This is a genomic window from Rubellimicrobium mesophilum DSM 19309, from assembly GCF_000600335.2.
Taxonomy (GTDB): domain Bacteria; phylum Pseudomonadota; class Alphaproteobacteria; order Rhodobacterales; family Rhodobacteraceae; genus Rubellimicrobium; species Rubellimicrobium mesophilum.
The window spans coordinates 65,400-92,037 of sequence record NZ_KK088522.1 but is presented as its reverse complement, the minus strand read 5'-3'; the positions used below and the strand labels follow the sequence as shown (position 1 = coordinate 92,037).

At 64.9% G+C, this 26,638-nt stretch carries 23 protein-coding genes, 1 tRNA gene and 3 pseudogenes; 21 read left to right on the top strand and 6 right to left on the bottom strand.

The annotated features are described in order from the left end of the window. The first annotated feature begins 225 nt into the window (after positions 1–225). The 16 genes and pseudogenes from RUMESO_RS01785 (at position 226) to RUMESO_RS01725 (ending at position 13,328) form a co-directional block, all read left to right on the top strand. The gene (locus tag RUMESO_RS01785; protein ID WP_037277579.1) at positions 226–1,524 is read left to right on the top strand and encodes a tyrosine-type recombinase/integrase; all 1,299 of its coding nucleotides are present in this window, start codon (positions 226–228) and stop codon (positions 1,522–1,524) included. Beyond that, positions 1,521–2,174 carry a hypothetical protein gene (locus RUMESO_RS24805; RefSeq protein WP_156362597.1) on the top strand — a complete coding sequence of 218 codons (654 nt, stop codon included), beginning with the start codon at positions 1,521–1,523 and terminating at the stop codon, positions 2,172–2,174. The genes RUMESO_RS01785 and RUMESO_RS24805 overlap by 4 nt, the downstream gene beginning before the upstream one ends. Before the next feature lie 95 nt (positions 2,175–2,269). Beyond that, positions 2,270–2,446 (top strand): helix-turn-helix transcriptional regulator, encoded by a 177-nt coding sequence (locus RUMESO_RS01780; protein WP_037277577.1) that lies wholly within the window; start codon positions 2,270–2,272, stop codon positions 2,444–2,446. A 77-nt stretch (positions 2,447–2,523) separates the two neighbouring features. Next, complete coding sequence (locus tag RUMESO_RS27635; RefSeq protein WP_281177517.1) at positions 2,524–2,652, top strand: hypothetical protein; 129 nt, start codon at positions 2,524–2,526, stop codon at positions 2,650–2,652. Continuing rightward, the gene (locus RUMESO_RS01775; RefSeq protein ID WP_211262748.1) at positions 2,649–2,912 is read left to right on the top strand and encodes a hypothetical protein; all 264 of its coding nucleotides are present in this window, start codon (positions 2,649–2,651) and stop codon (positions 2,910–2,912) included. The genes RUMESO_RS27635 and RUMESO_RS01775 overlap by 4 nt, the downstream gene beginning before the upstream one ends. Further along, positions 2,909–3,451 carry a GntR family transcriptional regulator gene (locus RUMESO_RS01770; RefSeq protein WP_037277576.1) on the top strand — a complete coding sequence of 181 codons (543 nt, stop codon included), beginning with the start codon at positions 2,909–2,911 and terminating at the stop codon, positions 3,449–3,451. Before RUMESO_RS01775 ends, RUMESO_RS01770 begins: the two co-directional genes overlap by 4 nt. 403 nt (positions 3,452–3,854) lie before the next feature. Further along, positions 3,855–4,061: a hypothetical protein gene (locus tag RUMESO_RS01765; RefSeq protein WP_037277575.1), complete on the top strand. Its 207-nt coding sequence runs from the start codon at positions 3,855–3,857 to the stop codon at positions 4,059–4,061. Continuing rightward, positions 4,058–4,204: pseudogene (locus RUMESO_RS28260) on the top strand (hypothetical protein); the annotation flags it as partial. The gene RUMESO_RS01765 and the pseudogene RUMESO_RS28260, both read left to right, overlap by 4 nt. Before the next feature lie 97 nt (positions 4,205–4,301). Next, complete coding sequence (locus tag RUMESO_RS26010; RefSeq protein ID WP_211262747.1) at positions 4,302–4,481, top strand: hypothetical protein; 180 nt, start codon at positions 4,302–4,304, stop codon at positions 4,479–4,481. A 208-nt stretch (positions 4,482–4,689) separates the two neighbouring features. After that, entirely contained in the window at positions 4,690–4,947 is a 258-nt protein-coding gene (locus RUMESO_RS01755; protein ID WP_037277574.1) for a hypothetical protein, read from the top strand. A gap of 25 nt (positions 4,948–4,972) precedes the next feature. Beyond that, positions 4,973–5,290: a hypothetical protein gene (locus tag RUMESO_RS01750; RefSeq protein WP_037277573.1), complete on the top strand. Its 318-nt coding sequence runs from the start codon at positions 4,973–4,975 to the stop codon at positions 5,288–5,290. 213 nt (positions 5,291–5,503) lie between these two features. Further along, positions 5,504–6,520, top strand: coding sequence for a calcium-binding protein (locus RUMESO_RS01745; protein ID WP_169791115.1), 1,017 nt, complete (start codon positions 5,504–5,506; stop codon positions 6,518–6,520). A gap of 1,681 nt (positions 6,521–8,201) precedes the next feature. Beyond that, on the top strand, positions 8,202–8,858 hold the full coding sequence (locus tag RUMESO_RS01740; protein WP_037277572.1) for a type II toxin-antitoxin system HicB family antitoxin: 657 nt from the start codon (positions 8,202–8,204) through the stop codon (positions 8,856–8,858). Positions 8,859–9,570: 712 nt separating this feature from the next. Continuing rightward, positions 9,571–10,485: a glycosyltransferase family 2 protein gene (locus RUMESO_RS23730; protein ID WP_082483295.1), complete on the top strand. Its 915-nt coding sequence runs from the start codon at positions 9,571–9,573 to the stop codon at positions 10,483–10,485. 167 nt (positions 10,486–10,652) lie between these two features. Beyond that, on the top strand, positions 10,653–11,585 hold the full coding sequence (locus tag RUMESO_RS01730) for an IS5 family transposase (protein ID WP_037277567.1): 933 nt from the start codon (positions 10,653–10,655) through the stop codon (positions 11,583–11,585). A gap of 411 nt (positions 11,586–11,996) precedes the next feature. Continuing rightward, positions 11,997–13,328 carry a TadG family pilus assembly protein gene (locus RUMESO_RS01725; RefSeq protein WP_051520907.1) on the top strand — a complete coding sequence of 444 codons (1,332 nt, stop codon included), beginning with the start codon at positions 11,997–11,999 and terminating at the stop codon, positions 13,326–13,328. A gap of 503 nt (positions 13,329–13,831) precedes the next feature. Here RUMESO_RS01725 and RUMESO_RS24800 read toward each other — a convergent pair. Next, positions 13,832–14,413 carry a hypothetical protein gene (locus tag RUMESO_RS24800; RefSeq protein WP_156362593.1) on the bottom strand — a complete coding sequence of 194 codons (582 nt, stop codon included), beginning with the start codon at positions 14,411–14,413 and terminating at the stop codon, positions 13,832–13,834. A gap of 323 nt (positions 14,414–14,736) precedes the next feature. Here RUMESO_RS24800 and RUMESO_RS01720 point away from each other — a divergent pair, with 323 nt between their 5' ends. The 5 genes and pseudogenes from RUMESO_RS01720 (at position 14,737) to RUMESO_RS01705 (ending at position 19,918) form a co-directional block, all read left to right on the top strand. Beyond that, positions 14,737–15,246 (top strand): hypothetical protein, encoded by a 510-nt coding sequence (locus tag RUMESO_RS01720; protein ID WP_156362591.1) that lies wholly within the window; start codon positions 14,737–14,739, stop codon positions 15,244–15,246. A gap of 386 nt (positions 15,247–15,632) precedes the next feature. After that, complete coding sequence (locus RUMESO_RS01715; protein WP_037277564.1) at positions 15,633–16,604, top strand: serine hydrolase domain-containing protein; 972 nt, start codon at positions 15,633–15,635, stop codon at positions 16,602–16,604. 695 nt (positions 16,605–17,299) lie between these two features. Beyond that, positions 17,300–17,455 (top strand): annotated as a pseudogene (locus RUMESO_RS28255) (calcium-binding protein); the annotation flags it as partial. A 27-nt stretch (positions 17,456–17,482) separates the two neighbouring features. After that, entirely contained in the window at positions 17,483–18,763 is a 1,281-nt protein-coding gene (locus tag RUMESO_RS01710; RefSeq protein ID WP_037277562.1) for an Ig-like domain-containing protein, read from the top strand. 57 nt (positions 18,764–18,820) lie between these two features. Then, positions 18,821–19,918, top strand: coding sequence for a calcium-binding protein (locus RUMESO_RS01705; protein WP_156362589.1), 1,098 nt, complete (start codon positions 18,821–18,823; stop codon positions 19,916–19,918). A gap of 461 nt (positions 19,919–20,379) precedes the next feature. Here RUMESO_RS01705 and RUMESO_RS01700 read toward each other — a convergent pair. From RUMESO_RS01700 to RUMESO_RS01680, 5 genes and pseudogenes are all read right to left on the bottom strand, one after another. Beyond that, positions 20,380–20,469 (bottom strand) — tRNA-Ser (locus tag RUMESO_RS01700). Between the two features lie 46 nt (positions 20,470–20,515). Further along, the gene (locus tag RUMESO_RS01695; RefSeq protein ID WP_037277557.1) at positions 20,516–21,130 is read right to left on the bottom strand and encodes a M35 family metallo-endopeptidase; all 615 of its coding nucleotides are present in this window, start codon (positions 21,128–21,130) and stop codon (positions 20,516–20,518) included. A gap of 471 nt (positions 21,131–21,601) precedes the next feature. Next, positions 21,602–23,962, bottom strand: a complete 2,361-nt coding sequence (locus RUMESO_RS01690) for a DUF3772 domain-containing protein (protein WP_051520905.1) — start codon at positions 23,960–23,962, stop codon at positions 21,602–21,604. After that, positions 23,962–24,995: pseudogene (locus RUMESO_RS01685) on the bottom strand (cysteine synthase A). The gene RUMESO_RS01690 and the pseudogene RUMESO_RS01685 overlap by 1 nt, the downstream one beginning before the upstream one ends. A gap of 90 nt (positions 24,996–25,085) precedes the next feature. Beyond that, positions 25,086–26,636 (bottom strand): TrgA family protein, encoded by a 1,551-nt coding sequence (locus RUMESO_RS01680; RefSeq protein ID WP_051520904.1) that lies wholly within the window; start codon positions 26,634–26,636, stop codon positions 25,086–25,088. Positions 26,637–26,638 lie beyond the last annotated feature (2 nt).

Genomic DNA, 26,638 nt, shown 5'->3' with positions numbered 1-26,638 from the left:
CCCCGGAATGACGCAGGAAATCGGAGTTATTCCTGAGCAGTGTCAGGTACTTAGGTCTGGGTGGCGGAGCGGGAGGCCGCCAATATTGCGTATCAGTCCGTCGCATAAAGTCGCTCAGGTCCCATAACCTTAAGGACTTTGCGCGTTCCACCCGTCCGGACCCGTTGCAACCTGTCGCATGCAATGCCATGCTCTTAGGCGGGTAGCTAGGCGGGTCTTGAGAGGATGCCCAGGCAAGCACGCGAACTGACACCGCTTGAGGTCAAGCGGCTGACGCACCCCGGCCGGGGCGGCAATGTCACCTTCGCGGTGGGCGGCGTCTCGGGGCTGCTGCTGCAGGTCACGCCCACGGGCGGGCGGACGTGGCTTCTGCGGACCACCGTGGGTGAAAAGCGGCGGGAAATCGGCCTTGGCGGCTTTCCGGACGTGCCGCTTGCTCAGGCCCGAGAGCGAGCGCGTGAGGCTAAGGCCGCCATCCGGCGCGGCATCGACCCGGTGGAAGAACGCAAGGCCGCGCGCGCCTCCTTGGCAGCCGCCCAGCGCCGGGGTCTGACCTTTGGACTGGCGAGCGACCGCTTCCTCGTCGCGAAGCTCACCGAGTTCCGCAACCCCAAGCATCAGGCGCAGTGGCGCAGCACGCTCGACACCTACGCACGGCCCGAGCTGGGCAGCATGCTGGTCTCCGACATCACCGTGCAGGACGTCCTGCGTGTGCTCCAGCCGCTCTGGCACGACAAGACGGAGACGGCGACCCGGGTGCGCGGGCGCGTCGAGGCGGTGCTGACCTGGGCCACGGTGGCGGGGCACCGGACGGGGGACAACCCGGCGCGCTGGCGCGGCAACCTCGACGCGCTCCTGCCCAAGCCTGACCGGGTGGCCAAGGCCGACAACCACCCCGCCGTCGCGCTCAAGGATGCTGCGGCCTGGTTCGCGGACTTGCAGAAGCGCCCGGGTCTGGCCGCCCGTGCCCTGGAGTTTGCCACGCTGACGGCGGCGCGCTCGGGCGAGGTGCGCGGGGCAACCTGGACCGAGATTGATCTGGAGGTGAAGCTCTGGACCATCCCGGCGGTGCGCATGAAGGCTAAGCGCGAGCACCGCGTGCCGCTGACGCCCGAAGCGGTGGCGTTGCTGTCCGCCCTGCCCAGACTGGAAGGCGACGCGCACGTGTTCCCCGCCCCGCGTGGCGGGCCGTTCTCGGACATGGCGCTGTCGGCTGTCATGCGCCGGATGCACGCGGCCGAGGTCGAGGCTGGCCGTCCTGGATGGCTAGACCCGAGGTCCGGCCGCCCGGCGGTACCGCATGGGTTGCGCTCCACCTTCCGCGACTGGACGGCCGAGCACACAGAGTATCCGCGCGACATGGCCGAGATTGCGCTGGCCCACCGCGTCGGCAGCGAGGTCGAGCGGGCCTACCGGCGCGGCGACATGGTCGAGCGGCGCCGAGCCATGATGGCGGCGTGGGGGCGGTTCCTGCGGGGCGAGGCGGGGCAGAAGGTTGTGGCGTTGAGCGAGGCACGTGGTTGATCGAGCGCGCCGAAATAGAAGAGACTCTGGAGAAGACCGCCCGTGGCTTTGTCCTTTACGCCTCTAAGAAGAGGATGGCTCCGGGCTGGCCAGTTCTTTTTGCTTTGGGCGTCGACGTCGTGCACCTTGATGATCGGCGGCATGTTTACATGCTTGGCGAGGAGGCCAGCGCCGAGCTGGTGGCCTTAGCAGAAAGCAACCCTGCCGCCTATGATGGAGCTGGCTATGTTTCTGGGATGTTAATTGCTGCCGATCTGCCGCTTAATCCCGCGCTCCAGCGCTTCACAGCCGAAGTCCTGACCGGTGAGCGTGCTCGACCTAAACGCAAGGGCCGTCCTTCGGGACGAGAAACCTTGCTGAAAGTGCAGCAATATTCTTTGGCGCGCTTCCTAGCCGAAGCAGAGGATGTCGACATCCCGCTTGGTCGCAATGACGAGCAGGCCAACGGCGGTGATGCTCCCTGGTGCGTCTTCGAAGCGATAGCCGATGCCTTCACAAGTGCAGGCCGGCGCACGACTTATGCCGATATGAAGTCTCTGTTTTACGCGCCCAATTATGCCGACCTAAGACGTCTGGGAGACTTTCTCTTCCGCTCGGGATTGCAGACCTACAGCCGTGACAAGGTATTAGAGATACATCTTCCGCGCTGACACTGGCTGTCCACAAACCCCCGTCATTTGTTCAACACGACCCACTGCGCCGCGCTGGATACATGTCGAAGCATCCACAAGCATAAGGATGCCCCATGTATCTTTCCGACAAGCAGGTGGCGCAGCGCTTTGCTGTCACTCGCCCGACTATATGGCGGTGGGCTCGCGCCGCCGACTTCCCGAAGCCCGTCTCCCTCTCGCCGGGCTGCACGCGCTGGCGTCTCGCTGATGTCGAGGCGTGGGAGGCCGCCCGGGCCCAGGTGACGGCGTGAGGTGGCCGAGCATGAGGAGCGCTGAAAGCACGAACCCCGGCCGCGCGTTCCAGCGCGCGACCGGGGCAGGAAACCGGATGGCCTCTCAAGACATCCTCGCGCCGGAGAATGCCGCAGCCGGGCTTGCTCTGACAAGGGTCTTCTACTGGGACCAGAGGTCAAACAGCGTGCAGGCGCTGGGCGAACTCCGGGCGGTGCTGGCATGAGCGACACCGCCGACACCCGCTGCGCAGCCAAGATGTTCCCCGCGCAGGACGCCTGGCGCGAGCGCAACCCGCTCAAGGTCTGGGCGCACAAGGCACTAGAGTCCGGCCGCCGGCGCGGGCTCATCCAGCCGCAGCCTTGCTCGGTGTGCGGGGAGGCCAAAGCAGAGGCGCACCACGACGACTATTCGCGCCCTCTGGACGTGACCTGGCTCTGCCGCCGGCATCACAAGCAGCTCCATGCCCGGAGAGGCGGGGCATGACGGTGCGCGGCAAGGCCAACCGCACGGGCCGCACCGAGCGGGGCGAGCACTTCGCGCCCATGACGCGGAGCCTCATGGAGGAGCCCGCTTGGCGGGCCCTCTCATCCTCGGCGCAGGCGCTCTACCCGTGGCTGCGCCTGGAATGGCGGGGACCGCAGGCCAACAACAACGGCCAGATCCGCCTCAGCGTCCGGCAGGCGGCCGACAAGATGGGGGTCGGCATCAACACGGCGGCGCGCGCATTCCATGACCTGCAAGCCAAGGGCTTCCTCGTGGTGACCGAGCACGCTCGCCTGGGCCTCTCGGGCGAGGCCAAGGCGCCCGCGTACGAGTTGACCGAGTTGGGCCTGCCCCACGCCTCGGAGCGCGGGGGGCGCAGGCTCTACCGCGACTGGCGGTCCGGCCACGACTTCCCCGTCCACAAGGCCATGGCCAACAACCCGACCGGGCGCCGCACACGCGCAAAACCCTGTCATCGAGATGGTGACGGGACCGTCATCGAATTGGTGACGAAGTCGAGGAGCACGTCACCAAAATGAAGACAGGCCGTCACCAAAACAGTGACCTTCGGGGCCGTTCGGGCCCGCATCACGTCACCATTCCAGTGACATCCTTAATATACCATCTACCCCCGCCTGCTGTGTGCCCCTGCCAAGCAGGGGAAACCCAAGGCGCGCCCGTCCCGGCAGCCGCTCGGTCCACGACGAGCACAGCTCTGCGGAGAGCGCCATGACCCGTAACAGCGGATCGAATACGGACGCCCGCAATCCTTACGTCGACTTCGCCCCGGATGGCTCCGAATGGCCAGCGCCCTCCAGGAGGCGACCTGTCCAGGGTTGCCGCTGCCGCAGGTCGAGGCATGGCCAAGAGCACTCGCGAGGGTCCAACGCGATGCCCTGGGCCAGGGCTGTCTGTGGAGATCAGCATGAAAGGAGACTCCGAATGACGGAGCTTGAACGACGCCTGGTACGGCTGGAAGGCGTGAAGGGCGCACCCGCGAAGGAGGCATCCAACTTGGACGCGTCGCGCCTCTCGACGGGCCTCCTGGTGCGCCTCCTAGAGACCGGTGCCGACCTGTCGCGACTGTCTAACCAGGACCAAGCCGAACTGGAGGCGGTGTGGCTGGACCGGCACGGAGAGCAGGCATGACCCAGGTATCCGGACGCAAGCCCGACGGCACCTTCGCACCAGGCAACCCCGGCAAGCCGCCCGGCAGCCGCCACAAGGCCACCCAGGCCGTGCAGGCGCTTCTCGAGGGCGAGGCCGAGACCCTGACGCGCCGGGCGGTGGCCCGGGCGCTGGAGGGCGACACGATGGCGCTGCGGCTCTGCCTGGAGCGGATCGCACCCACCCGCAAGGACCCCCCTGCTCACCTTCGAGCTGCCGCCCATGAGCACGGCGGCCGATGCCGTTCAGGCGGCGGGCGCCATCCTCGCCGCTGTCGCAGGGGGCGAGCTCACCCCCGCCGAGGGAGCCCACGTCATGGCGCTGGTGGAGACATACCGGCGCACGCTCGAGACCACCGACCTCGAGCGCCGCCTTGCCGCCCTGGAGGGACATACCCGATGACCCGGAGACACCATCAGAACCGTCTGGGACCGCCTCGCCAGAACGACGCACCTGGCACACCCTGCACAGGTGTCAGGGGGCCTTGCTCCGATGATCCGCATGGCCTTGCGTCGCTCACGCCGCGCATCACCATCACCCGCCGTCCCGGCGAGAGCCCGGAGGACTTCTTTGCCCGCGTGGAGGCCGTCGCGGCCCGAGGAGGCCAGCAATGACCCTGGAACGACGTCTGGCCAAGCTGGAGACCGCCCGGGGGGCCATGGCCCCGGAGGGCCCCCGCGTGATCTTCCTGTCTGCCATGTCCCCTGACGACACAGGCGGGCTCAGCAACCGCGTCGAGGTCGCCCTGCTGGTCGGCGGCAGCAGCCTGGAGCGGGGTGAGGATGAGACCGAGGCCGACTTCGAGCGCCGCGCACTGGCAGCGGCCGAGGACTCGGCCGTGACACCGAGCCTGCCGGAGCCCCGCTGATGCGGACCACCGAGGAGGACCGGGCATGACCCTGCGGCGCCGGCTATGCCGGCTCGAGGCTGCGACTGGGGAGGCCGAGGCACGCCGGCACGCTGTGGTGCTGCTGCGTCCCATCCTAGCCCCGGGCGAGACGGGGCCGCACGTCGTGGCCGTGCTGCACCGGAATGCGGGCGGTCCCTGGGTGCGGCTGGAGCGGGAGGCGGGCGAGTCCTCGGCGGCGTTCCTGGGCCGAGCTGAGGCTGGCGCGGTCGTGGTGCTGCCCGACAACGGTCGCGATGCCCCTGAACTGGGCGGCATGGATCCCTGCACAAGAGGCACCAACCCGGCCTTGGGCGTCCCATGATGTGGGCGCAAATCCCCCAGCTTCTCAGCGGCGGGCGTAAAGCACGCTTTTGTTTACAGACCCGTGCTCATAAGGCAGCATTGTTCCTCACGCGATCCGATCTGCCTGCCACCGGCTGGCGTCTGGAGGGCCAGCCTCGCAGGGCATGGCCTCGCCGTCCGGCATCCCTGCCCCGCGCTTGTTCTGTCCTCGAGGTCAAAGGGAGGGATAAACGTGAGAACTTACATAGGAACATCGGCCGACGAGATTATCGGGCCAGACTTTGTGTCATCGACGGTCACGGCCGATCCTCCGGGCACAAGGCCGTCGGATGTCGCTGGTCTCCTGTTTGGTGACCTGCACACCGGCGAAGGCGACCTGACCGGCGGCAATGACACCCTGATGGGCGGTGCAGGTGCGGACGATTTGCAGGGCGACCGACACGAGGGCCATGGCCTACTGATGGGCGGGAATGACGCCGTCAACGGGGGGGAGGGCGACGACTTCCTATTTGGAGACGTCCACGCCGGTGAGGGCGACCTGATCGGCGGGGATGACACCCTGATGGGCGGCGCAGGTAACGACGAGTTGCAAGGTGACAGGCATGAGGGCGTCGGCCTTCTGACGGGCGGGAATGATGTCGTGAGGGGCGGAGATGGGAACGACTCCCTGTTCGGAGACCTGCATTTCGGCTCGGGCAACCTGATCGGTGGGGACGATACCCTGATCGGCGGACGAGGTGACGACGTACTGGTTGGCGACGATCACGAGGGCACTGTCACTCTGACCGGCGGCGATGACCGGCTGATCGGCGGGGCGGGCAAGGACAACCTGTGGGGTGCCGAGGGGCGCGACGGGCTCAAGGGTGGGGCTGACAAGGACTGGCTGGCTGGAGGTGAGGGTCGGGACCGGCTTACCGGAGGTACCGGCAACGACGAGTTCGTATTCCTCAGCCGATCCGACGCTGGCGACACCATCACCGACTTCGGGAGCAAGAGCGGCAACGACGACAAGTTTGTGATCGACGCAATGGGCTTCAAAGGTGGGTTGGAACCTGGCCGGCTCTCAAGCGGTCAGTTCCAGGCGAGCAACGGCCACGACGCCGAGGACAGCAACATTCGGTTCATCTTCGACACTGCGAACGAGACGCTGTGGTTCGACAGGAACGGCAGCAAGGACAGCGGGCTCACGCTAGTCGCTGACCTGCAGGCGAGTGCCACCGTGGAGGCCCACGACATCCTGCTGATCTGAGAGCACATCAGGGGAGTGTGGCGGACAGGGACTTCGCCATACTCGCCCGTAGTGCCTCGCCTAAGCATCTGATTCCGCTTTGCAGGGACGGGTGGTTGCCCTCAGGTGGACGGCTGGCCTGGTTGCATGATCGAAGGACCCAGCCTGTGGTATCTTCGAGAGCTATGGGAGGGCAGCTATGACCGCCGCAACTGTCGAGCAGCACTACACTCGCCATGATCTTCTGGGTGCGATCCGGGAGGGGCTGGAACGCGCGGGCAAGGACCTGACCCAACTCACGCGCGATACGTGCTCAGGAGCCGCGTGGAGCCGGTCCTGGCCGACGACGGGAGGGCGGCAAGACCCAGATGCAGATTGCCCGCCTGCGTCGCCGCTACGGGCTCTCTGTGAGCCTCGCCCGTGCACTGGCCCACCTCGCCTACGGGGAGCGGCCATGAGGCCGCAGGGCGCCCGTCTGGAGCGGCGGGAAGGCCACTGGCACGTCTGCGTCCTGAGAGGCGCGGAGGGAGCCGTGGATGCGGTCTGGTTGTCTCTGGGAGGCTGCCCCGCGCGCAGCTCGCCGCCCTGCGCCTCTGGCTGGCTCTCCTGGGCCAGGAGGAGGGTCGGTGAGCGGCAGCCACAAGGGCCACAAGCGCGGCCGGCGGCGTCCCCACGGGGGCGCCACGTCCAGCTCTACGAGTGATTTCAGGCGTGCCACGCCTGGGCCACCCTCAGCCCTGGTCCGCGTGCCCTCTACGTCGAGCTGAAACGCCGCTTCAACGGCTCGAACAACGGTCCCATCGTCCTAAGCCACCGGCAGGCAGCCGAGGCGCTCAACGTCCATCGCAACACGGTGGGACCATGGCTCCGCGAGTTGGAGGCACGGGGCTTCATCCGCATGATGCAGGGGCCGTGCCTCGGCCCCTCCGGCATCGGCCAGTCGGCGCTTTGGGCCTTGGATGATGAGCCCACCGACGATGGGCAGCCGGCGCGCAAGGCGTTCATGCGGTGGTCTGCGGAGCCCGCCCCAGCCCAGAAGCCCCGCACAAAATCCTTGCATCCCCGTCCTGTTGTTTGTGACGCCTGACCTCGCGGGGGGCCGTTCTGGCCCCTCGCCGTCACAATAGAACTGACGCAAAGAACCGAACCGCGCTCGCCCGCGTCACAAAAACGGGGACATATACAACTAGCCAGGGGCAGGTGTTTCGAGAGCAGCACGGCTTGTGACGCTCCCCTTATCTCCCGGACCCGATACTCTGCCCCCGCTGGCACCGGCTCGCGGTCCTGCTGGTCTCCCCTCATGACCCGCCGCAACACGCCCCAGCGCGATGTCGACGACTTAGCCTTCCCAATCCGGGTCAAGGTCGTGGTCCCACCAACTGGGCTTGGTCGCGGGCTGGACCGCATGGGCACATGGCTGAAGGCGAATGTGCCTCCCGGCGACTGTGCTCATCACCCGGCCTCCGGCTTGGGTTGTGATGCGTTGGGCTTCCAATTCCGGCGCATTGGAGGTGCCGCAGCGTTTCTGGCTGCTCGGACACCAGCTTGATGGACATGGCGCCTCCATGGGCTTGTCGGAGCGCTCCGAATGTGCAGGCTTTCACCCTAACTCGGCGATCTGCGCTGTCATGAAGATGCCCATGGCAAATACTCCGCAGGCTGAGATGATGAAGCGTAGGGCGGCCGTGGGTGGCCTGCCCCGATGAGCCGCGACCCGATGCCCCCCAAGTCCAATCCCACCTCCTTCGGCCTGAAGCTCGTTCAGCGGCTCAAGACCGCCATCGGCGACAGGAACCAGCTTTGCATCACCCACCGCCTTCTCGTGGACGCCCAGGATGGCCGCACGCCGCTGACGTTCACGGTCGACATCTTTCGCGAGCCCAAGGGCATGTTCGTGGCCACCTGCTGGCAGCTGCCCTTGGTCCTTGTCGCCGGTGAGACCGAGGACGAGGCTCTCGCCAAGGCCGAGACGGATATCAGGTTACTGCTCACCGCGCGGGACACCCCGCCCACGTCCGAGCGACGCAGCCCGCGCTCGCGAAGGTCAGGCAAAGGAGAGACGGGTGAGAGAACGATGAAGGACGAGATTGATCTCACATGGGAGCCAGGCGGCGGCGCTGGTCAGCCAGTCGTGGCCCGCGTTCCCGACGGCCCGGAATACTTCGTGCGGGCAGACGGCCGTGGCTGTTTCGTGCTCTTCGTGTTCGCCCGCCACTGCGCCGCCACCCCGATTGAGGTTCCCGGCACGGGCTGGGACCAGCCTTATGAGAGCCAAGAGGCAGCACAGTCTGCGGCCAACGCAATCGCAAGATCGAAGCGCCTCACCCCGCCAGAGCCACCGGGCCGTACGCCGCCATGACCCGCCGCACCGCAACCAGGCGCGACTATGTCCGCGCTCTCACCGTTGGCGCTGTCCTCGTTGGGCTGGGGCTCACGGGCTGGTGGGTCCGGGGGTGATGCTCGGCCGCAGCCATCTGCCCTCTTCAGCGTACTGAGGGCATCGGCTGCAGAAGGGCCGTCGCTGTTTGTCGACTTTGGTAGACTGTCGAAGCCCCGCCGGCGCGGAGCAGCCGGTTGCGGCGGGCAGAAGTTCGGCATTCTCTTGGTGCCGGTAGCGTCCAACAAAGCTAACGATACAAACGTCGATTGTGGTCTGCGGTTAGCCCTGCGCGTGCGCTGCCCTTGGCTTAGTCGTCTAACAATAGGCCAGTTCTGGCCGACCGAGCCGTCCTCGCGTATGTTGAACAGAGCGGTTGTGGCACTATTTCCCGGTGAGCGAGCTGATCACTGTTTTTCGCGCGGGAGCGTGCGGGAAAGGCGGATCGATGCTGCTGCCTTATCTGTTTTATGAGGTTCTAGGGGTCGGAGCCCTCATCGTCTGCCTGGCGATAGGCTTGGCCGTAGCGGGCGCTCTCATGGCCCTCGCCCTTGGCGCCAACGAGGGCCTGTTTAGCAACCTTCTCCTGGATAACCGCAAAGCGGAGCCACCCTGAGACGCCGCGCCGGGCGGGGTCCCGCCTCGCGCTTACATCGGCAACAGACCTGTCAGTGACGCCGAAAGGGCCGTCAACATGAGAGTGTTTTGCTTATGTGCCGTGAAGAACGAGTCTGACATCGTGGAGCAGGCTCTCAGGGCCGCCGCTAACTGGTCCGACGCCATATACGTGCTGGACAACGGCAGCAGCGACGGAACGTGGGAAATCGTCCAAGGCGTGGCCAGAGAGCTGCCAGCCGTCATCCCCTACAAGCAGGATCCTCGCCCTTTCGATGACGGGATCCGAGATAACCTCCTCCAAGCCTACAGGCCCCGCGCTCGGCCCGGCGATTGGTGGTGCATTCTGGACGCTGACGAGTTTTATATCGACAACCCGCGAGAGTTCCTCTCGAATGTTCCTGCTCGCTACAACTCGGTTTTCGCCCAGTTATATAACTTTGTATTCACCGAAAGGGATCTCATAGCCTATCGAAATGACCCGGCGCTCTACGGCAGCCATGTCCCCATAGAGCAGAGACTGCGGTATTTCACCATCAATGACTACAGCCCCATCCGTTTTGTGCGGCATTCGAGAACCCTCAGGAGCCTGCCGTATGAGGGCCTGCATCCAGTGTATCCCAGACTGATCAGGTTCAGACATTACATGTACCGGTCTCCGGAGCAGATTCGGAAGCGCTTCGAGACCCGGCGGGAGCCGATGCTGCGCGGAGAGTGGCTCCATGAACGGCGCTCTGCCTGGACTTTGGGTGCTGAGACCTCCCTTAGGCCAAGCCCGGCGCAGGCTGATGAACTTCCGGAGGACTGGACCGAGCGTCTGATACCAAGTTCGAAGTGCTGCTTCGACACAGGGACTGGCGAGTTTCCCGAAGGGCCTCATTGGGTTCCCCCAAGACCGCCGAACAATATCACGAGGATCAAGGATCGCGTCCGCTCTAGCTTGGGCCACCTAGCCCACTCCTTAGGACCGACGCTTGGCACTGGATCGACTTGAGCACCGCAAGCGCTGCGCTGACATTCAGTGCACAGGGCCTTGTAGGTTTGAAGTGCCACCAAAGCCAAACTCGGTTTGGAGCAACTTTACTAAACCGAAGGGCGTTGTTGCGTAACTCCCTAGGCGAGGGGCTCGCGTAGGTTCGGCGGGTGCCTATCTGGGCGGGCATGAGCAAGCCGCCACCCACCCGCTACCGCACGACGAACTGGTCCAGCTACAACGCCGCGCTGCGCCGGCGAGGCTCCCTGCTGATCTGGCTGGACCGGGAGATGGAGTGGCTCGCGAGCCCGAGCGGCCGTCCTGGTCGGCCCGAGACCTTCTCCGATGTCGCCATCCAGTTCTGCCTCAGTATCAAGGTGCTGTTTGGGCTGGCGCTGCGGCAGACGATCGGGATGGTGGCGAGCCTACTGAGGCTGGCGGGCCTGAACTGGCCGGTGCCAGACTACTCGACGCTCTGCCGCAGGCAGAAGACGGTCACCATTCAGATCCCCTCCCGGCGGTCGGGTGGTTCCTTGAACCTGCTGGTCGACAGCACGGGGGTGAAGATGCGTGGGGACGGCGAGTGGCAGGTGCGCAAGCACGGTCCTGGCCGGCGCAGGCAATGGCGCAAGGTCCACTTGGCCATGGACGTGGCCACCGGGGACATCCGGGCGGTGGAGTTCACTTCCAGCCGTGAGGGCGACAGCCCAGTGCTACCCGATCTGCTCGAGCAGATCCCGTCGGACCAAGCCATCGGCACTGTCACAGCCGATGGCGCTTACGACACCCGGACCTGCCACGCCGCCATCGCTGGGCGAGGCGGCACGGCTGTTATCCCGATCCGCAAGAACGGCCGCCCCTGGAAGGAGGACTGTCCCGCAGCCAGAGCCAGGAACGAGAACCTGCGATCCTCAAGGCACTTCGGTCGGGCGTTCTGGAAGCGACTGACGGGCTACCACGCCCGAAGTCGGATCGAGGCCCAGATGCTCCGCCTCAAAGCTTTCGGCGAACGCATCGCCTCACGCGATCCCGACCGCCAGACCGCCGAGATCCACACCCGCATCGCCCTGATGAACCGCTTCTCGGCCCTCGGACGGGCCGAGATCATGCGCGCCGACTAATCAGCAGGGGAAAGGGACAAGCTCGGCCTCAGGCTGAGTTACGCAACAACGCCAAACCGAAGGGTCAGACTGCGTCGGGAGTGCTCTAGCTCCGGTCCTTAGTCCGAGACTGTGCAGGGGCGGGACCCTCGTCTGCTGTCGCCGACATCTGATCTCAGGTTCCCCAGTACGTGGCGCTGAGCCACGGACCTTAATGTTTACACGGCCCAGCCCTCAGTTCTCTTCTTCACTGCCGTTATTCTGCCACGATATTTCCCCGTCGGGTCACCTCCTTGTCGCAGTCGTGCTGACTCCGCGTGCTTTGCTACGGATCACGTGCGCTTTCGCATGGCGACGGGATGAACGCGAGGGGACGCAATGTTGGCATCACTTGGACAACGACTCACCCGCTTTGCCCGCGACGAGGGCGGCATGGTCACGGTGTTCAACCTTTTCTTGACCGCAGCCGTGTGCTGCATCGGCGCAGCCGCATTGGACACCACTTACTTCTACCAAGAGCGGACCCACCTGCAGCTCACCGCAGACGCCACCGCTCATGCTGCTCTGTTCAGGCGCAACCAAGGCAGCAACACGGCCACAGCGGCCCGGACCGCCGCTATGCAAATTGCTGCGTTTGATATGCCATCGTCAGCCTTTGGCGAGGTGATCCAGCAGGCCGACATACAGTTTGGGACATGGGACACAACGACGGGCACGTTTCAGGACAACGCAGCCTCAAAATCAGCCGTTCTGGTCACCGCCAGCCGGGCAACCGATCATAACAACCCAGCCAGCACCTTCCTGTTCCGCATGGTGGGCATTGATTCGATGGATGTTCGCGCCTCAGCCATCTACGCCACTTATCAGCCCGCCTGCCTCCGCGACGGCATCACGGCGCAAGGACTGGTGGACATTCAGTCAGGCAGCCAATTCCTGAAGGGTTTCTGCATCCACTCGAATTCGAACGTGAAAGTTGGCAACAACAATACATTTCAGTCGGGCACAATCGTCTCCATGCCGGACGCAACTAACATCCAAATGGGTGGGTCCGGCCTCGCTCAAAACCCTGGCCTGCAGGACGCTCTACGCAGCGACGAGTTCGACATCCGCATCCTTGATCGAATCAGAACGACCGCAACCGATCCCCTGGATGTTGCGCTCAAGACGCCTAGCGACGACGACCGACCTGCTTATATCACAGCCGGCAGTGGTGTGCGCAGCCTCACTTCTGGGGCCAATGTCACCTACAATTCCACCAGCTCCTTCACCGAAGGACTGGTCCACACTCGTGATTGCACAAGCTCTGGTAATACGTTGACGCTGACGGGGCCTTCAGGCGGGATCACTTACAAGAACTTCGTCCTAATCACGAACTGCTTGGTCAGCATCGCGGGGAACGTGACGCTGGACAACGTAGTCATCTATACGACCAATACATCCGACACCTCAGTATCGGTCAGCACCGCCGGCGGCGGGGGCGGGTCGAGCCAAGGGCTGTGGGTGGGCCGCAATGACGCTTGTTCGCCGGGGAGTGGTGCTCAGATCATCACCAGGGGCGGGTTCAAGAACTCGGCCGCTCTCTACCTCTACGGTGCACAGATCGTCGCGCTCGGTCCTGTAGCTTTCTCCTCCAATGCCACTGGGGAGGGTGCCGCCATCACCTCGGGCTCAACCGTCAGCGGCACCTCAAACCTGAAGTTCTCCGGCTGCGATACTGGCATGGAGCAGAACTTCACAGCGGCATATTTCCAGCTTGTGCAATAGGACGAGCGGCGGACCTTGGTCCATAGTTGCCCGCCTCCCATCCCAATGCTGGCGCTCTCTGGGCGGATCCTGTTGACTGCCGCGTGGACAAGTTGTCGCTGTGTCTTTCGTCGAGATCATTCTTTCTGGCCGAATGTCTTCACACAACGGCAACTCTGCGCTGATGAGGCGCTACCTTGTGCTGTCCAAAATGATTGAACTCCAATCAAGGGCCTGGGTCAAACAACTCCCTGTTCGATTATAGCTCGGAACCTAGCTGACATTGCATTGGAGCCGGGAAAACGGGAGGCGCTGGGTCGGCCACTCCGCCCTTCGTCTCACCCTTTTCAGCAACTCCATTGCTCAAATAGAAAATCCCGCAGTTTGGTAACTGCGGGACGTCTGTGAATCTTTACCGGGCATGTCTTCGAGTCGGCTAATGAGGCGGTAACATGACTTCCTCGGCTCCGACCAGCAGTGGTATCATCGACGATTTCGGCGAGTGGCCTTACTGACGACGCTGTTCAATTAGGCTTATCATCATAGTCCAGTCGAAAACCCAAGTCCGAGGTGAGACTGACATACCAGGACTCACTCTGCTCTGCGTCCGATCCTTTATCCCAGTATACCCATGAGCCACCACTATATCCGCTGTCTGCCGTCGCAAATGTAGCAGAACCCGCCGATGTGGCCTCTAAAAGCACGACATACTGGCCTGGGCTGAGTAGCAGGCCACTCATGTCGGTGGTGTTGTTGGCATAATGGGACTCACCTGCCGTAATCCCCGAGCCGCTGAACAAGGCCGCACCTGTCACGTCGTTGCCGTCCCATGCGTAAACCGAAACGCTGTAGGTAATGGCCGTACCCTTGTCGTTGCTGCGGAACTCGAAGGACTTGAGCTCAACCGGCTCGTCAAAGGTTACCGTCTGTCCGTAAGTCGCTGTGGTGGCCTGCTCCCAAGGTGTGGCCTCGCCTGTCACACTGTTGAGCGTCGAGATGCCGGCCGCGTTCGCTGCTCCAGTGACCAGCAACGAAGCCGCAACGCCTAGCGATACCTTCCACATCGTGTCCATCTCCGATTGGCATGCGTGGGCGGCATATTCCATCCCAGCCACCCTTCCTCACTTCGTTAGATCACCGGAAGTAGACGGAAACGTGGCGGGGGTCGCCATGCCCTTGCCGCATTGCTCCCACCGGGCCAGATAATATTTCATATCGGCGGCCCTGAGGGGTGCTCTGGGCTTCTAGGGTGCGGGCTGTGCTGATCCGCTCTGTGAGTGAGCATGGAGGAAGGCGGCGATGCCCACGGGTCGACCTGTGCAGATTACGCACACCGAGTTTGCGGCGACCGGCGCGGAGCACGATTGAATAGTTCGCGGAGGGCGAAAAGGCAGAGGACCTGCGCGGCCATGTGCGAGCCTCGGCCGAGTTGCACGACGACCTTGGCCGCGCAGCGCTGGAAGTCTGGGGCTGGGACGACCTCACACCCGCTCTGATGAGCCGGCACGGCGCGACTTCGCCATCCGACCTGAAAACACCCGAGCAGGAGGAGGCCGAGGACACGCTCCTCGCCCACCTCGTGGCCCTCAACGCCGAGCGGCGGGCCGCGTCCGCTGGTTCCGCCCAGCCTATCACCGCCCCCGCCTCGGCGCCCGCATCCCTGGCGCGGGCAAGCAAGAGGAGTTCGACGTGGGCCTCCCCGCCGGCCTGCCCGAACCCCGCCCCTGGCCCCGAGGAGCCGCGCGCCCAGTTCGGAGCCGTCCGCGATCTCCTCGACTCAGCCGAGTCGCCCCTCTCGGCCGAGGACGTGGCCCGCGCGTTCAAGGGTCGCCTGAGCCCCACTAGGCGCCGCCGCGTTCAAGAGGTGCTGGCCATCATGGCCGACCTCGGCATCGCCCGTTACGGCCAGAATGCCAAGCTCTACGCCCCCCGCCGCTGAGAAAGTGGGGGACCATTGGGGGGACGACAGAGACTAAGGCAGGAATTTACAAGTCATCTCAGAATCTTGTTCGATTGATTTGGCGGAGCAGGATCCGCCATAGCCCTAGGCTAAGCTCCTGTCTGGCAATGGGTTCGTGGATGTGGTGACGAGCTGTCCCCCATTATACCCCCGTCGTGTCGGCAGTCGGGCCTTGAGCGCCAATGCAGTCGATCCCTTGCACAAGCGATGACACCGTGCTCGAGAAGTTTGCCAACGTGTGAGAGAGCTGGCGAACCAGCATGCCAAGGCGGGTGAGGGCGCTTCTTCTGGTTCTGTGTGCGGTCATGGCTGCATACGCAGGTGTGGTCGCCTGGAGCCGAGGCAGTTCGGATCCCCTCGACCGTTTGATCGAGTCCTTCCTCCAGGAGAGCGGCATCCCCGGAGCCGTGATCGCCTTTGGCCTGCCAGGCACCGAGCCGGAGCTGCGGGCGTATGGGATGGCGGACCCGATCAGCGGCGTTCCCATGCGCCCCGACGACCGCTTCAAGATCGCCAGCCTGTCCAAGCCGATCACCTCCGAAGCGATCCTGGAGCTGATCGCCCGTCGTGGTCTGAGCGTCGACACCCCGGTTGCTGACCTGCTCCCCTGGGCGCGGCAGGCCCGGGACAGCCGCGTGGCCGCGATCACTCTTCGCGACCTGCTCGAGCACAGCGGCGGATGGGATCCCGCCGAAACCTTTGCCCCCTTCTTCGTGCCGCGACGCGACCTGGTCGCCCGGCTGGGTGTGGATCCGGACCACCTCTCCGACTGCGCTCCCATCGCCCAAGCGATGCTTCAGCTCCCACTCCAGTACGACCCGGGGCAGCGGTATGCCTACTCAAACCTCGACTACTGCCTCTTGGGGCTGGTCGTCTCCCGCCTGTATGGCGGCTCCTACGAGGACGCCGTCCATGCACTCCTCCCAGAAACGGCGGGCATGAGCCTCGACCCGTCCACCCTCACCGTGAGGCATACCGTCCGGCCGGAGGAAGAGGGCTTTCTGGCCGAAAGACCCGAGATCGTCGCAGCGGCCGCAGGCTGGATCTCCGGGGCGCGTGATTACTTCCGGTTTGCCTCCCGCGCCGTGGCTCCGTTGAGCTATGAACGGCCCCCCTATGCATCCGGGCCTGAGTTCTATGGCTTGGGATGGATGGTCTGGGAACTTGGGGACGAAACGGTCCTGACCCACTTCGGCGCCATGCCAGGGGTGTTCAGCGTCGTGGTGAAGAGGCCAGGCGGTCCCATCTTCGTGGCCCTCTTCAACGGGCGGCCGCCGAATGCCGAAGGGGCCTATCGCACCTTGGTTGAAGGTGTGCTGACACTCGGGCCCGGCTGAACCGGTTGGGCAAAGCCGGCCTTCCGAACCACAACGTTGATTATGTCTGTGATATTAACGGTCTCGAAGGGTGATTCTGGGCTTCTCGGTCACGATAGGCGGTGATTCACTCCGTGCAGGAGCATGGAGGGAAGGTGTGATGCCGACCGGCCGACCTGTGGAGATCACGCGGACCGAGTTAACCGCCCCCCAATCCGCTCTGTCGCCACTCGAGCTTGGGCCAAGGTCCATGCCTAGGGCCGTTGGTATTAATCCTGAGGGAACAATTGGCTGATCGCGACCGAACTATATTGTTCCTGTTTACAGATTGCTCCCGGGTCAGCTACCATCTTCCTCAAGGAACCCAGCCGGACGTGTGCTGGTGACCGGGTTCAGTGGTTCGTGTTGTCCTGGTCATAGCGCCTGGTTCCCAAGAGGGAGGACGCATGACGCCGGCCCGGATCTTGGACGCCCGTCGAAGTCGTGGCGTCCCGCCCCGCCAACATCACTGATCTGTTCGGGCGCGAGAACGCTGTGAGGTCGGACACGCTGGTCTGACCGCACCTTTTCTGTGCCCGTATCATTCATCCCAACGTGCCCGCCGGGTGCGAACCATCTTCTGTGGAGGCTTACATGGTGACCTGGACGGGAACGGCGGGCAACGACACTTACACGGGCACCCTCGGGACTGACACGCTCAGCGGGGCGGGGGCAACGACGTCCTGTTCGGCAGAGCCGGGGATGACGTCCTCAACGGGGACGCGGGCGACGACACGCTGGAGGGCGGCGACGGCAAGGACAAGATCAACGGCGGGATCGGCACCGACCGGATCAACGGCGGTGCGGCTGCGGACGACCTCACAGGGGGCACGGGCGCCGACCGGTTCTACTACCGCTACGTGGCTGACACTGCCGCCCAGAGCGGGCGCTGGTCCAGCACCACGGGCGACACCATCCGGGACTTCTCGCAGTCGCAGGGCGACAAGATCGATTTCGGCGACCTCTGGAAGGGCAGCGGATACACCCCCGGTCCTTATGACAAGTTGCAGTGGCGAGGTCTCGCCCCAGCCACCCCGGGCGCCTACGCCGCCTGGTACACCCATGACGGCACCAACACCTTCGTGCTAGCCGACACCACCGGCGACGGCGTGGCCGATGTGGCCATCAGGGCGCTGGGCCTGATCACCTTCCAGGCCACCGACTTCCTGGGGGTGAACCGCAACCCCACCCTGGTGGGCGAAAGCATAGCCGTCCAGGATAGTAGCGCGATATTCCATGGATCCGTGCGGACCAACGACACCGATCCCGAAGGCGATAGCCTGACCTACGCTCTGGTCGGCAGCGCCCCGCGAGGGCTCGTTCTTCGGGCGGACGGCAGTTACAGCTTCGATTCCTGGCTCTTCGGGAACCTGGCGGCCGGCCAGACCCAGACCGTGACCGCCACCTACCGGGCGAGCGACGGCCATGGCGGGAGCGCCACGGCGACACTCAGTGTCAAGGTCACCGGTACCAGCTTCCAAGCCCGGGTCATCGAGGGCACCAACGACGTCAACGTCGCTGACAATCTGGTGGGCACGGCGGCCAATGAGACCATTTGGGGCTACGCGGGCCGCAACACCATAGATGCTGGCACGGGCGTGGACCGCGTTTTCGGCGGAATCCACGGAGACTCCGTCCACTTCGGCGACCTCAGCGTCGGGGACTTTGCCGATGGTGGCTCAAACTATGGAGACTCGTTCGACGCGGTCCTGGGGGCTAGCAGCGACACAATCACCATAACGGACGGTCAGCCAGCAAGAGGCTATGAGGTCCTCTTGAACGGTACGAGGGTCGCTACCCGGTTCGAATACTTCTCCTTCGGCCTGGGAGGTGGCAACGACGTCCTAGACGCGAGCCAGGTGGCGCTCAGGGAAGTCAGCTTCGCGGGTGGTGCCGGCGCTGACACCATCAAGGTCAATGCATACTGGGACTCGTATAAGGGCGATTACTACTACAGCACCGCCTACATTTTTGGGGGCGCCGGCAACGACACGCTGATCGGCAGCGGGGGTAGCGTTGTGATCAATGCCGGAACTGGGGCCGACCGCGTGGAGATGGACTCTAACTACGGCAGCGTCGTCTTCGACGACCTCAGCGCTGGCGACTTCGCCCAGACCAGTTCGGGGAGGCCAGTTTCATAGGCAAGGGTAGCGCCGGCAGCGACACAATCGCGATTCTGGACCGTCAGGTCTTTGTGGGTGGAGTCCAGATCGACGGGCGGGTACTGGGGCTCCATCCAGATTGATGCCGGCGCCGGCGACGACATCCTGCGCGCTACGTCTTGGAGCAGCATAAACGGCGGCGCCGGCAACGACCTCATGACCGGCAGCAATGCTTTTTTCTCCACCGGGACGGGCCAGGATCGGGTGGTAGTCAGCGGCGAACACAGCACGGTGTCCTTCGAGGACCTGGGTGTGGGCGACTCTGCGGAGGGAAACGGCACGCGAGACTACTTCAGCGGTTACGGTGGAGATGGCAATGACACCTTCGCGGCCGGCGATGGCGAAGTCTTCGTAGGCGGCGCCCGGATGGCCACGGGCTTCGAGAGCATCAACCTCTACGGCGGCGGCGGCAACGACGTCTTTACTAGCGTTGGTCTTTCCGGCCTGTTCGACGGCGGCGCCGGCGACGACGTCATCGGTGTTGGTGGAGCGGGCAGCAGCTTGGGTCTTGAAGCCTATGGGGGAGACGGCGACGACACGCTGACGGGCGGTTCGGCCATAGACCACCTGGCCGCCGGCAGGGGAGCCGATCATGTTTACGGCGGTGGCGGCAACGACACAGTTGATTTTGGGTACTACTACCTTGAAGGGGGTGCCCTCGACGCTGGCGACTATGCCGAGGGCGGCGAGGGCACCGACTCACTCATTGCTTTCACCGGCGCGGCCGCGGACTCGCTGATCTTCCGCAACCACGACGTACTCCTTGGTGGCGTCCGGGTGGCCACAGGGTTCGAGTCGACCCAAATCGGCGCGATGGAGGGAAATGACACCTTCACTTTCACGGGCGACAACATGCCGATCGAGGTGTCCGGCGGCGAGGGCGCCGACGCCTTCCGCTTCAGCAAGGGATTCGCTTCCGGAGCGGTCAGGATCTCCGACTTCGACTCGGGAATCGACAAGCTCTGGCTGCAGTACGCTGGGCCGGGTGACCCCAACGCGGTGACCATCGATTGGCAGCAGTACGATCCGAACTTCTATGGTCTTCGGCTGCGACTCTCGACCGGCGCGCTCGTGGAGCTGAGCGGTGTAACCGAGCTCGCGACAGGGGACGTCGTCTACGGCGACTGGGCCTAGCGCAATGATTTCGCTCTACTGATGTTCGGGGCAAGGCGATGTGCTTCGAGCCCGATTTCAAGCCGGGCTGTTGCTGTCGCAGACGACCTCGGGAATGCGGCGGTCCCGGGTGCCACCGCCCGCGCCCGCGCCGCCTCAGGCCAAGGGTTAAAGGTCCGGGATTACTGAGCCGGAGTCGGCGCAATGCTGGCTAAGCCGTTGATGACTTCGGCGACCGCCTGGTCGGCCGGATCGGGTTGGGGCAGCTGGTAACTCTGCTGGATAATAGGTGAGACCTCACTGCGACGGCCCCTTCGCTGGCATCAGCGTGAGTCGTCCGTCCTGCGTCCAACCCGAATTTTAGTTGATGCTCCTGTTGCATCCCGGCGCACCGAAGAACTTCCTTAATGGCGGGTGCGACGGCGGGTAAGCCCCCTGCACAGGAATATAATCCTATTAAAACATTCCCTTATGAGACTTTATGGCGGAGCGGGAGGGATTCGAACCCTCGAGACGGTTTCCCGCCTACACACTTTCCAGGCGTGCGCCTTCGACCACTCGGCCACCGCTCCGTTGGGTGCTCCATAGCCCTCGCGGTGTAGCAGACGCAAGGGGCGGTCAATGCGCCGCCAGCCAGAACGTCAGAGTCACATCCTCGGCGAAGTATTGATAACTGTCCGCAGCAGCGATGGCGCGCGGAGGAGCGCGAGTAGCCAGGTCGGCGCAGGTCGTGCGACCATAGCACTCGTCCTCGGTCCCGGCCGTGAATGGAAAGTGGCTCAGCTCGTGGATGAAGGTCCCCTCGCGCGTGCCATCCTCGATGTCGACCCGTCCCACGCGCGCGTCGGCCATCCCGGGCATCTCGAAGAACGACGGGCAGAGATGGACTACGCCAGGGCGCTCGAACATGACAAAGGCATAGGTGCCCTCCTTGCAGTCGACGTCCTGCGGCCCGAGGCACACTGCCTTCAAGTCGTCGGACCCCAGTTCATTGCGGATCGCCTTCAGGTTGGCGCGGACCTGCTCGCCGTTGCGAGAGGTGAAATGCCCGAACCAATGGCCGTACCCCGCCGTGTCTCCCACGGCTGCGGCGGCCCGCATCGCCAGGTCCGCTGCTCCCAGGATGGCCGCCCGCGCAACCTTTGCGTCGGGTCGACTGCAATGCTCGAAACTGGCAGCCAATGTCGGACCGCCCCAAGTCAGGCAGACGACGATCATACAGACCTTGAGCATCGGTCTCTCCCCTGCCTCATCAGTAGTGGAGGCTGATCTCTCGCATCAACAGGGCGGAGGTTCTCGTCTAGGGAATTCTTTCGTTTTCAGTTGTCCTATCCGCGCCCACCCGATCTCGACGGTGTGGTCAGCTCGAACCATGACGTAGACCTGCAGACTCTGCCTCCCTTGTGCCTGTCCGACCTCGAGGTGGCGAGCTGGGCCGATTGTATGTGCCGGTCTTACGACCGTCATGTTGGCTGCGCGCGCGTCAGTACCGAACCCGGCCCGGTCCACCCGTCCCTTCGTTGCGGCGAGGTCACGCGCGAATAAATTCTCTGGCGCAGTTTCGACCACCAAGGTCACCTGCTCGTCGCCCGGCGAACTGCTCGACGTCGTCTGGACGAGCGACGCATCGGGATCGGTCCGCAGGATTCGGCAAGGGACCTCGCACCGGTAGACGCAGATCAGGACAGAAGCTTGGTCCTCGGCTCAGGCGGCTGGCTTGGGCGGTGGCGCCGGCAACGCCGGTGGCGCGGCCGTATGGATGTGCTCGGCCAAGAAGCGCTTCGCGATCTCCTGGTTGATCTCGCTCCGCGTGGTCGTTCCGAAGTTCACGTCGCGGATGATGGCGCGAATCTCGAAGTTCAGGACGTCCGCCCCGAAGCCGGCAAGGACAACGGCGGGTGGCGGCGACAGCAGCACCATGGGATGCGCCTCGGCGATGTCGCGGAGGAGTCGCGTCACATGGTCCACATCGTTGCCGTAAGCCACCGACACGGGCATGATGATCCGCCCGACAAGGTTGCCACGCGTCCAGTTCACGACCTGCCCCGACACTAGGTCGGCATTGGGAACGATCACGTCCGTCCGGTCGAATGTCTCGATTCGCGTGGACCGGACCGAGATGTCGCGGACGTAGCCCATCCGGGGACCTACCTCGATCCAGTCCCCCTCGCTGATCGGCCGCTCGATGAGGAGGATGATGCCCGACACGAAGTTCTGGACGATGTTCTGCAGGCCGAAGCCGATCCCGACGGAGAGCGCCCCGGCGACGATGGCAAGGTTCGAGAGATCGAGCCCCGCGATGGTGAAGGCCAGGAGCGCCGCCAGAGTCAGGCCGAGATAGCCGAGACCCGCCACGATGGCATTCTGAGCTCCCGCGTCGAACTGCGTCTTGGGCAGCACTGTGGACCGAAGGGTTCCCTGGACCAGGCGGGTCAAGGCCCAGCCGAGGCCGAAAACGAGCCCGAACATCGCGAACTGCTTTGGCGAGAGTTGCGTTTCGCCGACGCTGATGCCGCCCAGGAAGCGCGTCCACGCCTCGGCCAGGTCCTCGGGCCGCGCCCCCCAGATGAGGGCGAGGATCGGCAGCGCCAGAAGGAAGAGAGCGAACCCGACCAGCACAGGAAGCAGGGCATCGCGGATGCCGTCCTCGCGCCGCAGGAGCAACGCATAGAGGTCGGTTGCAAACCATTGCAGCACGATAAGGACGCCCAGGAGCCCCAACGTGATGACGCTGGGCAGGAGAAGCGCACTCCCCGCGCGGTGGAAGCCCAGGATCATCAAGACCGGCGAGGCGGCCGCTACGCCGGAGATGGCGCGGCCGACATAGATCACCAAGCGACGGCGGAAGAGGATCGAATCGTCGTCGCTGTCCCTTGGCCGGCCCGCGGCTGCCAGACAACGTCCGAAGCGGAACACCACCACGGAGAGGAGGACATAGATCGGCAGCATCAGGGCAGCCCTGACCTCGGGCGCGATGTCGCCAACAGCCAGAAAGCCGCGTGCCAGCAGCGCCGCCGCAAGGATCCACCCGGACTGCCGCAGCCTGCCGGCGGCGGACTGCTTCACCTCGGGCGGGAAGTCGAAAGGGGGCGGATTGTTCCGTTCCGTCGAAAGGAACCGCCCAGCGAGCCAAGACGTGCCGAGCACGCAGGCCGCCGCAAGAGGAACGGACTGCAGAAGTGCGCTGGCGCGGGTCCCGAAGAGACCGGTCGTCTCGACGCCTGCCGTCAAGGCCGTGAAGCCTAGCAAGGGAATCAGCGCCTCGGCGACGGATAGGGCGAGGCGGATGACGTTGGCCGCGTGCGCTCCCCTGAAGCGACCCTTCGTCCGGTTCGCGGTCGCTCGGGTCCCCAGCCGTGTCAGCCAGGACCGCCCCCGCGTCAGAAGCATCGCGCCGATGCTCAGCAGAGCTAGCGCAATGGGCCAGTTCCTCCCGAAGACTTCGCGGCGCGGCTCGCTCCGGACCGAGGTCGTGACCTCCTTCCATAGGCCGAGGAGGCGCGTGCCAACTGCGTCCGTCAGTTCCGGCCAGAGGCGTGGGTCGAGCGGCGACGCGCTCCGGCTGAGGAGCGCTGCAGCCTGGCGGCTCCGCGTGAGCGAGTCGATCTCGCCGATCAGCCCATCGGCATGGACATAGGCCTCTTGGGCCAGCAATCCTGGCGCTCTCAGGCGAGCGAGCTGTTCCTCGAGCCCGGCGCGGCGGGACGCCACGCGAGGGTCCTCCGTGGGCGCGTCCTCGCCAGGAACCGCTCCGAGGGAATCGATCTGAGCCTGTACCGTGGCGATCCGGGCGGCGTTCGCGGCGCGGGCTGCCGCGAACACGTCGCGCCAGCCTACGATCTCCTCGCGCAGGCGCGTCAGGGCGAAGGCGGATCCACGCCCCGCCTCGGACAGCACCTCGGCACGGGAAGCCGTTTCCTCCCAAGCGGCATAGTCGGGCTGCCCGTCCGCGGTGACAAGCGCGACCTCGGTACCGTCCGCTGGCGCCTCGGAAGCCTCTTGCGCGAGGATAGGCGACGCGATTGCCACCACGAGTGCGGCGAAGAGCGCCCTGATGCCGCCCATCAGTCCTCGAACACGCCCGGGATCGAGGCCGGCGCGCGATCGAGCCAGTCCGGGACGGGCAGGCCCTTGTCCCGCAGGAACTCGGGGTTGAAGAGCTTGGACTGGTAGCGCGTGCCGTAGTCGCAGAGGACCGTCACGATGGTGTGCCCCGGTCCCATCTCACGCGCCATGCGGATCGCCCCCGCGACGTTGATCCCAGAGGAGCCACCAAGGCACAGCCCTTCCTCCGAGAGGAGATCGAAGACGATGGGCAGCGCCTCGCTGTCCGGAATGCGCCAGGCCATGTCGGGCCGGAAGCCTTCGAGATTGCCGGTGATCCGGCTCTGCCCGATCCCCTCGGTGATCGAGTTGCCAGGCATGTCGAAGGTGCCCTGGGTGTAGTAGCTGTAGAGTGCCGCCCCCTCCGGGTCGGCGAGGCCGATCTTCACCCCTTCGGCTGAAGGGCCATGCCCACGCCGGCCAGAGTGCCGCCGGTTCCCACCGCGCAGACGAAGCCGTCCACCTTGCCTCCAGTCTGCTCCCAGATCTCCGGCCCCGTGCCCTCGATGTGCGCCAGCCGGTTCGCCGTGTTGTCGAACTGGTTGGCCCATATGACTCCGTTGGGCTCGGTCCGCCGCAACTCGTCGGCCAGACGGCCCGAGTACTTAATGTAGTTGTTCGGGTTCCTGTAGGGCGCCGCCGGCACCTGAACCAGCTCCGCCCCGGCAAGGCGCAGCATGTCCTTCTTTTCCTGGCTCTGCGTCTCGGGGATGACGATCACCGTCTTGAACCCCATGGACGCGCCCACCAGCGCAAGGCCGATTCCGGTGTTCCCGGCCGTTCCCTCCACGATGGTGCCGCCGGGCTTGAGCTCGCCCTTGGAGATCGCGTCGCGGATGATCCAGAGGGCGGCGCGATCCTTGACCGACTGGCCGGGGTTCATGAACTCGGCCTTGCCGAGGATCTCGCAGCCAGTCTCCTCGGAGGCGCGGCGGAGGCGGATCAGGGGCGTGTTGCCCACGGTTGCGGCGAGATCGGGCTTGATGGGAGACATGCGACGGGCCTTTCGTTGCCCCGCCTGTCTAGGGGGCGGCCCCGGGCAACTCAAGGGACCCCCACCAAAACCCTGCAGGTCCCTGACTTGTCATCCACGTCCAGAGCGCCAGCGGTCGAGCCAGAGCAGCATCGAGATCAGCGGCATGGCGTTCGCCTCGCCACTCACGATCAGGTCAAGGGCTCGCTCGAAGGACAGCAGGTGGAGCTTCAGGTCCTCCTGCTCGGATTCGAGGCCACCGGAGGTTGCGTGATCGTCGGGGAGATCGCACAGGCCCAGGTAGGCGTAGAAGAAGTCTGTTGCGTTCCCCGGCGAGGCGTAGCCTGCGAACATCGGGACGAGTTCGCGAAACTTGAGAGCGGCCTCCTCCTGGCCCTCGCGTCGCGCGGCACCCTCCGGCGTCTCGCCGGCGTCGACGAGGCCCGCGACGGGTTCCAGGATCCAGGGCTGCGGATCGCCACGCCGGGCCGGGCCCAGCCGGAACTGCTCCACCAGAAGCAGCCGGTCGCGAGCCTCGTCGAACGGCAGGATCAGGGCCGCATCGGCACCCACCATGACCTCGCGCTTGAGACCCTCGGCCCGACCGCCGTCGAAGCGGCGGTGATCCACCTCGAGTTCCTCGAAGCGGAAGAAGCTCCCTGCGGGCGGGCGGATGCGGCGAAACGCGAAGTCGGCAGCGTCGGCCTTGGTCCGAAGGCTAGTCGGGGCGCCCCGCGCCCGCATCGACGCGGCGGCTCGATGGTCGATCATGGGGCTTTGCTGCTGCAGCGCCTCGCCGGCCAAGGGGGGCTCCTGCGCCGCGATCTCGGCGGCACGTCTCATGGGCAGCGGGAGGGAGTGCCTCAGCCAACCCTCGAAGGACCAGTCCTCCTCCGTCGCATCGAGCGACTCGGGCGGGTAATAGGCTTGGGCTTCGACCTCCTGGCCATCGACCAGGGCCTTGACCGACCGACGAGTGTACCCGAAGGGCAGCTCGTAGGCGTCGAGACGTTCCAGCGCGTCGTCGTGGAGGCCGGTCCAGAGCGTGCCGCGCACCACCGACTCCGCATCCTCCACGAGGATCGGCATGTCGCCTTCGCTCGACCGCAGGACGCGGTAGCCAGGCAGGACGGCATCACGACCTTCTCCGCCCGCCGTGCCGCCGGCCAGGAGATCGAGCATCGGCCGATGCCGCAACGTGCCATAGAAGAAGAATGTGGTCATTTGTACCTGCGCGCGACCCATTCGGTCGCAAGGCCACCGACGATGCCGCCGACCAGAAGGGTTCCCAAGACCTCGGGAGTGGCGATCATTGTGAACTTCTCGATCATCTGGGCGCACCACGTCCAGCAGTGCCTCGACCGGCCCTTCGTAGACACGGCGCATCGACTGGTTCAGCATCACGACCGTGCTGTTGAGGAACAGTGAGAGGAGCAGAATGCAGAACGCCGCCGTGATCCCGTAGGCCACCGCGTTGGGCCAGCTCGTGCGGGCCCGCCCGCCGGCGATCCACCAGCCCACCACCGCCCCGAGCCCCGCGTTGTACCACGCGAAGCGGCCGAAGTCCGTCCTGTCGGGGAACAACAGAGTGACGAGGTCCGAGACATACCAGGCCAGAAGTCCGAACAGGATCGCTGCGGCCAGCTTTGCGGCGGTCGGCATCG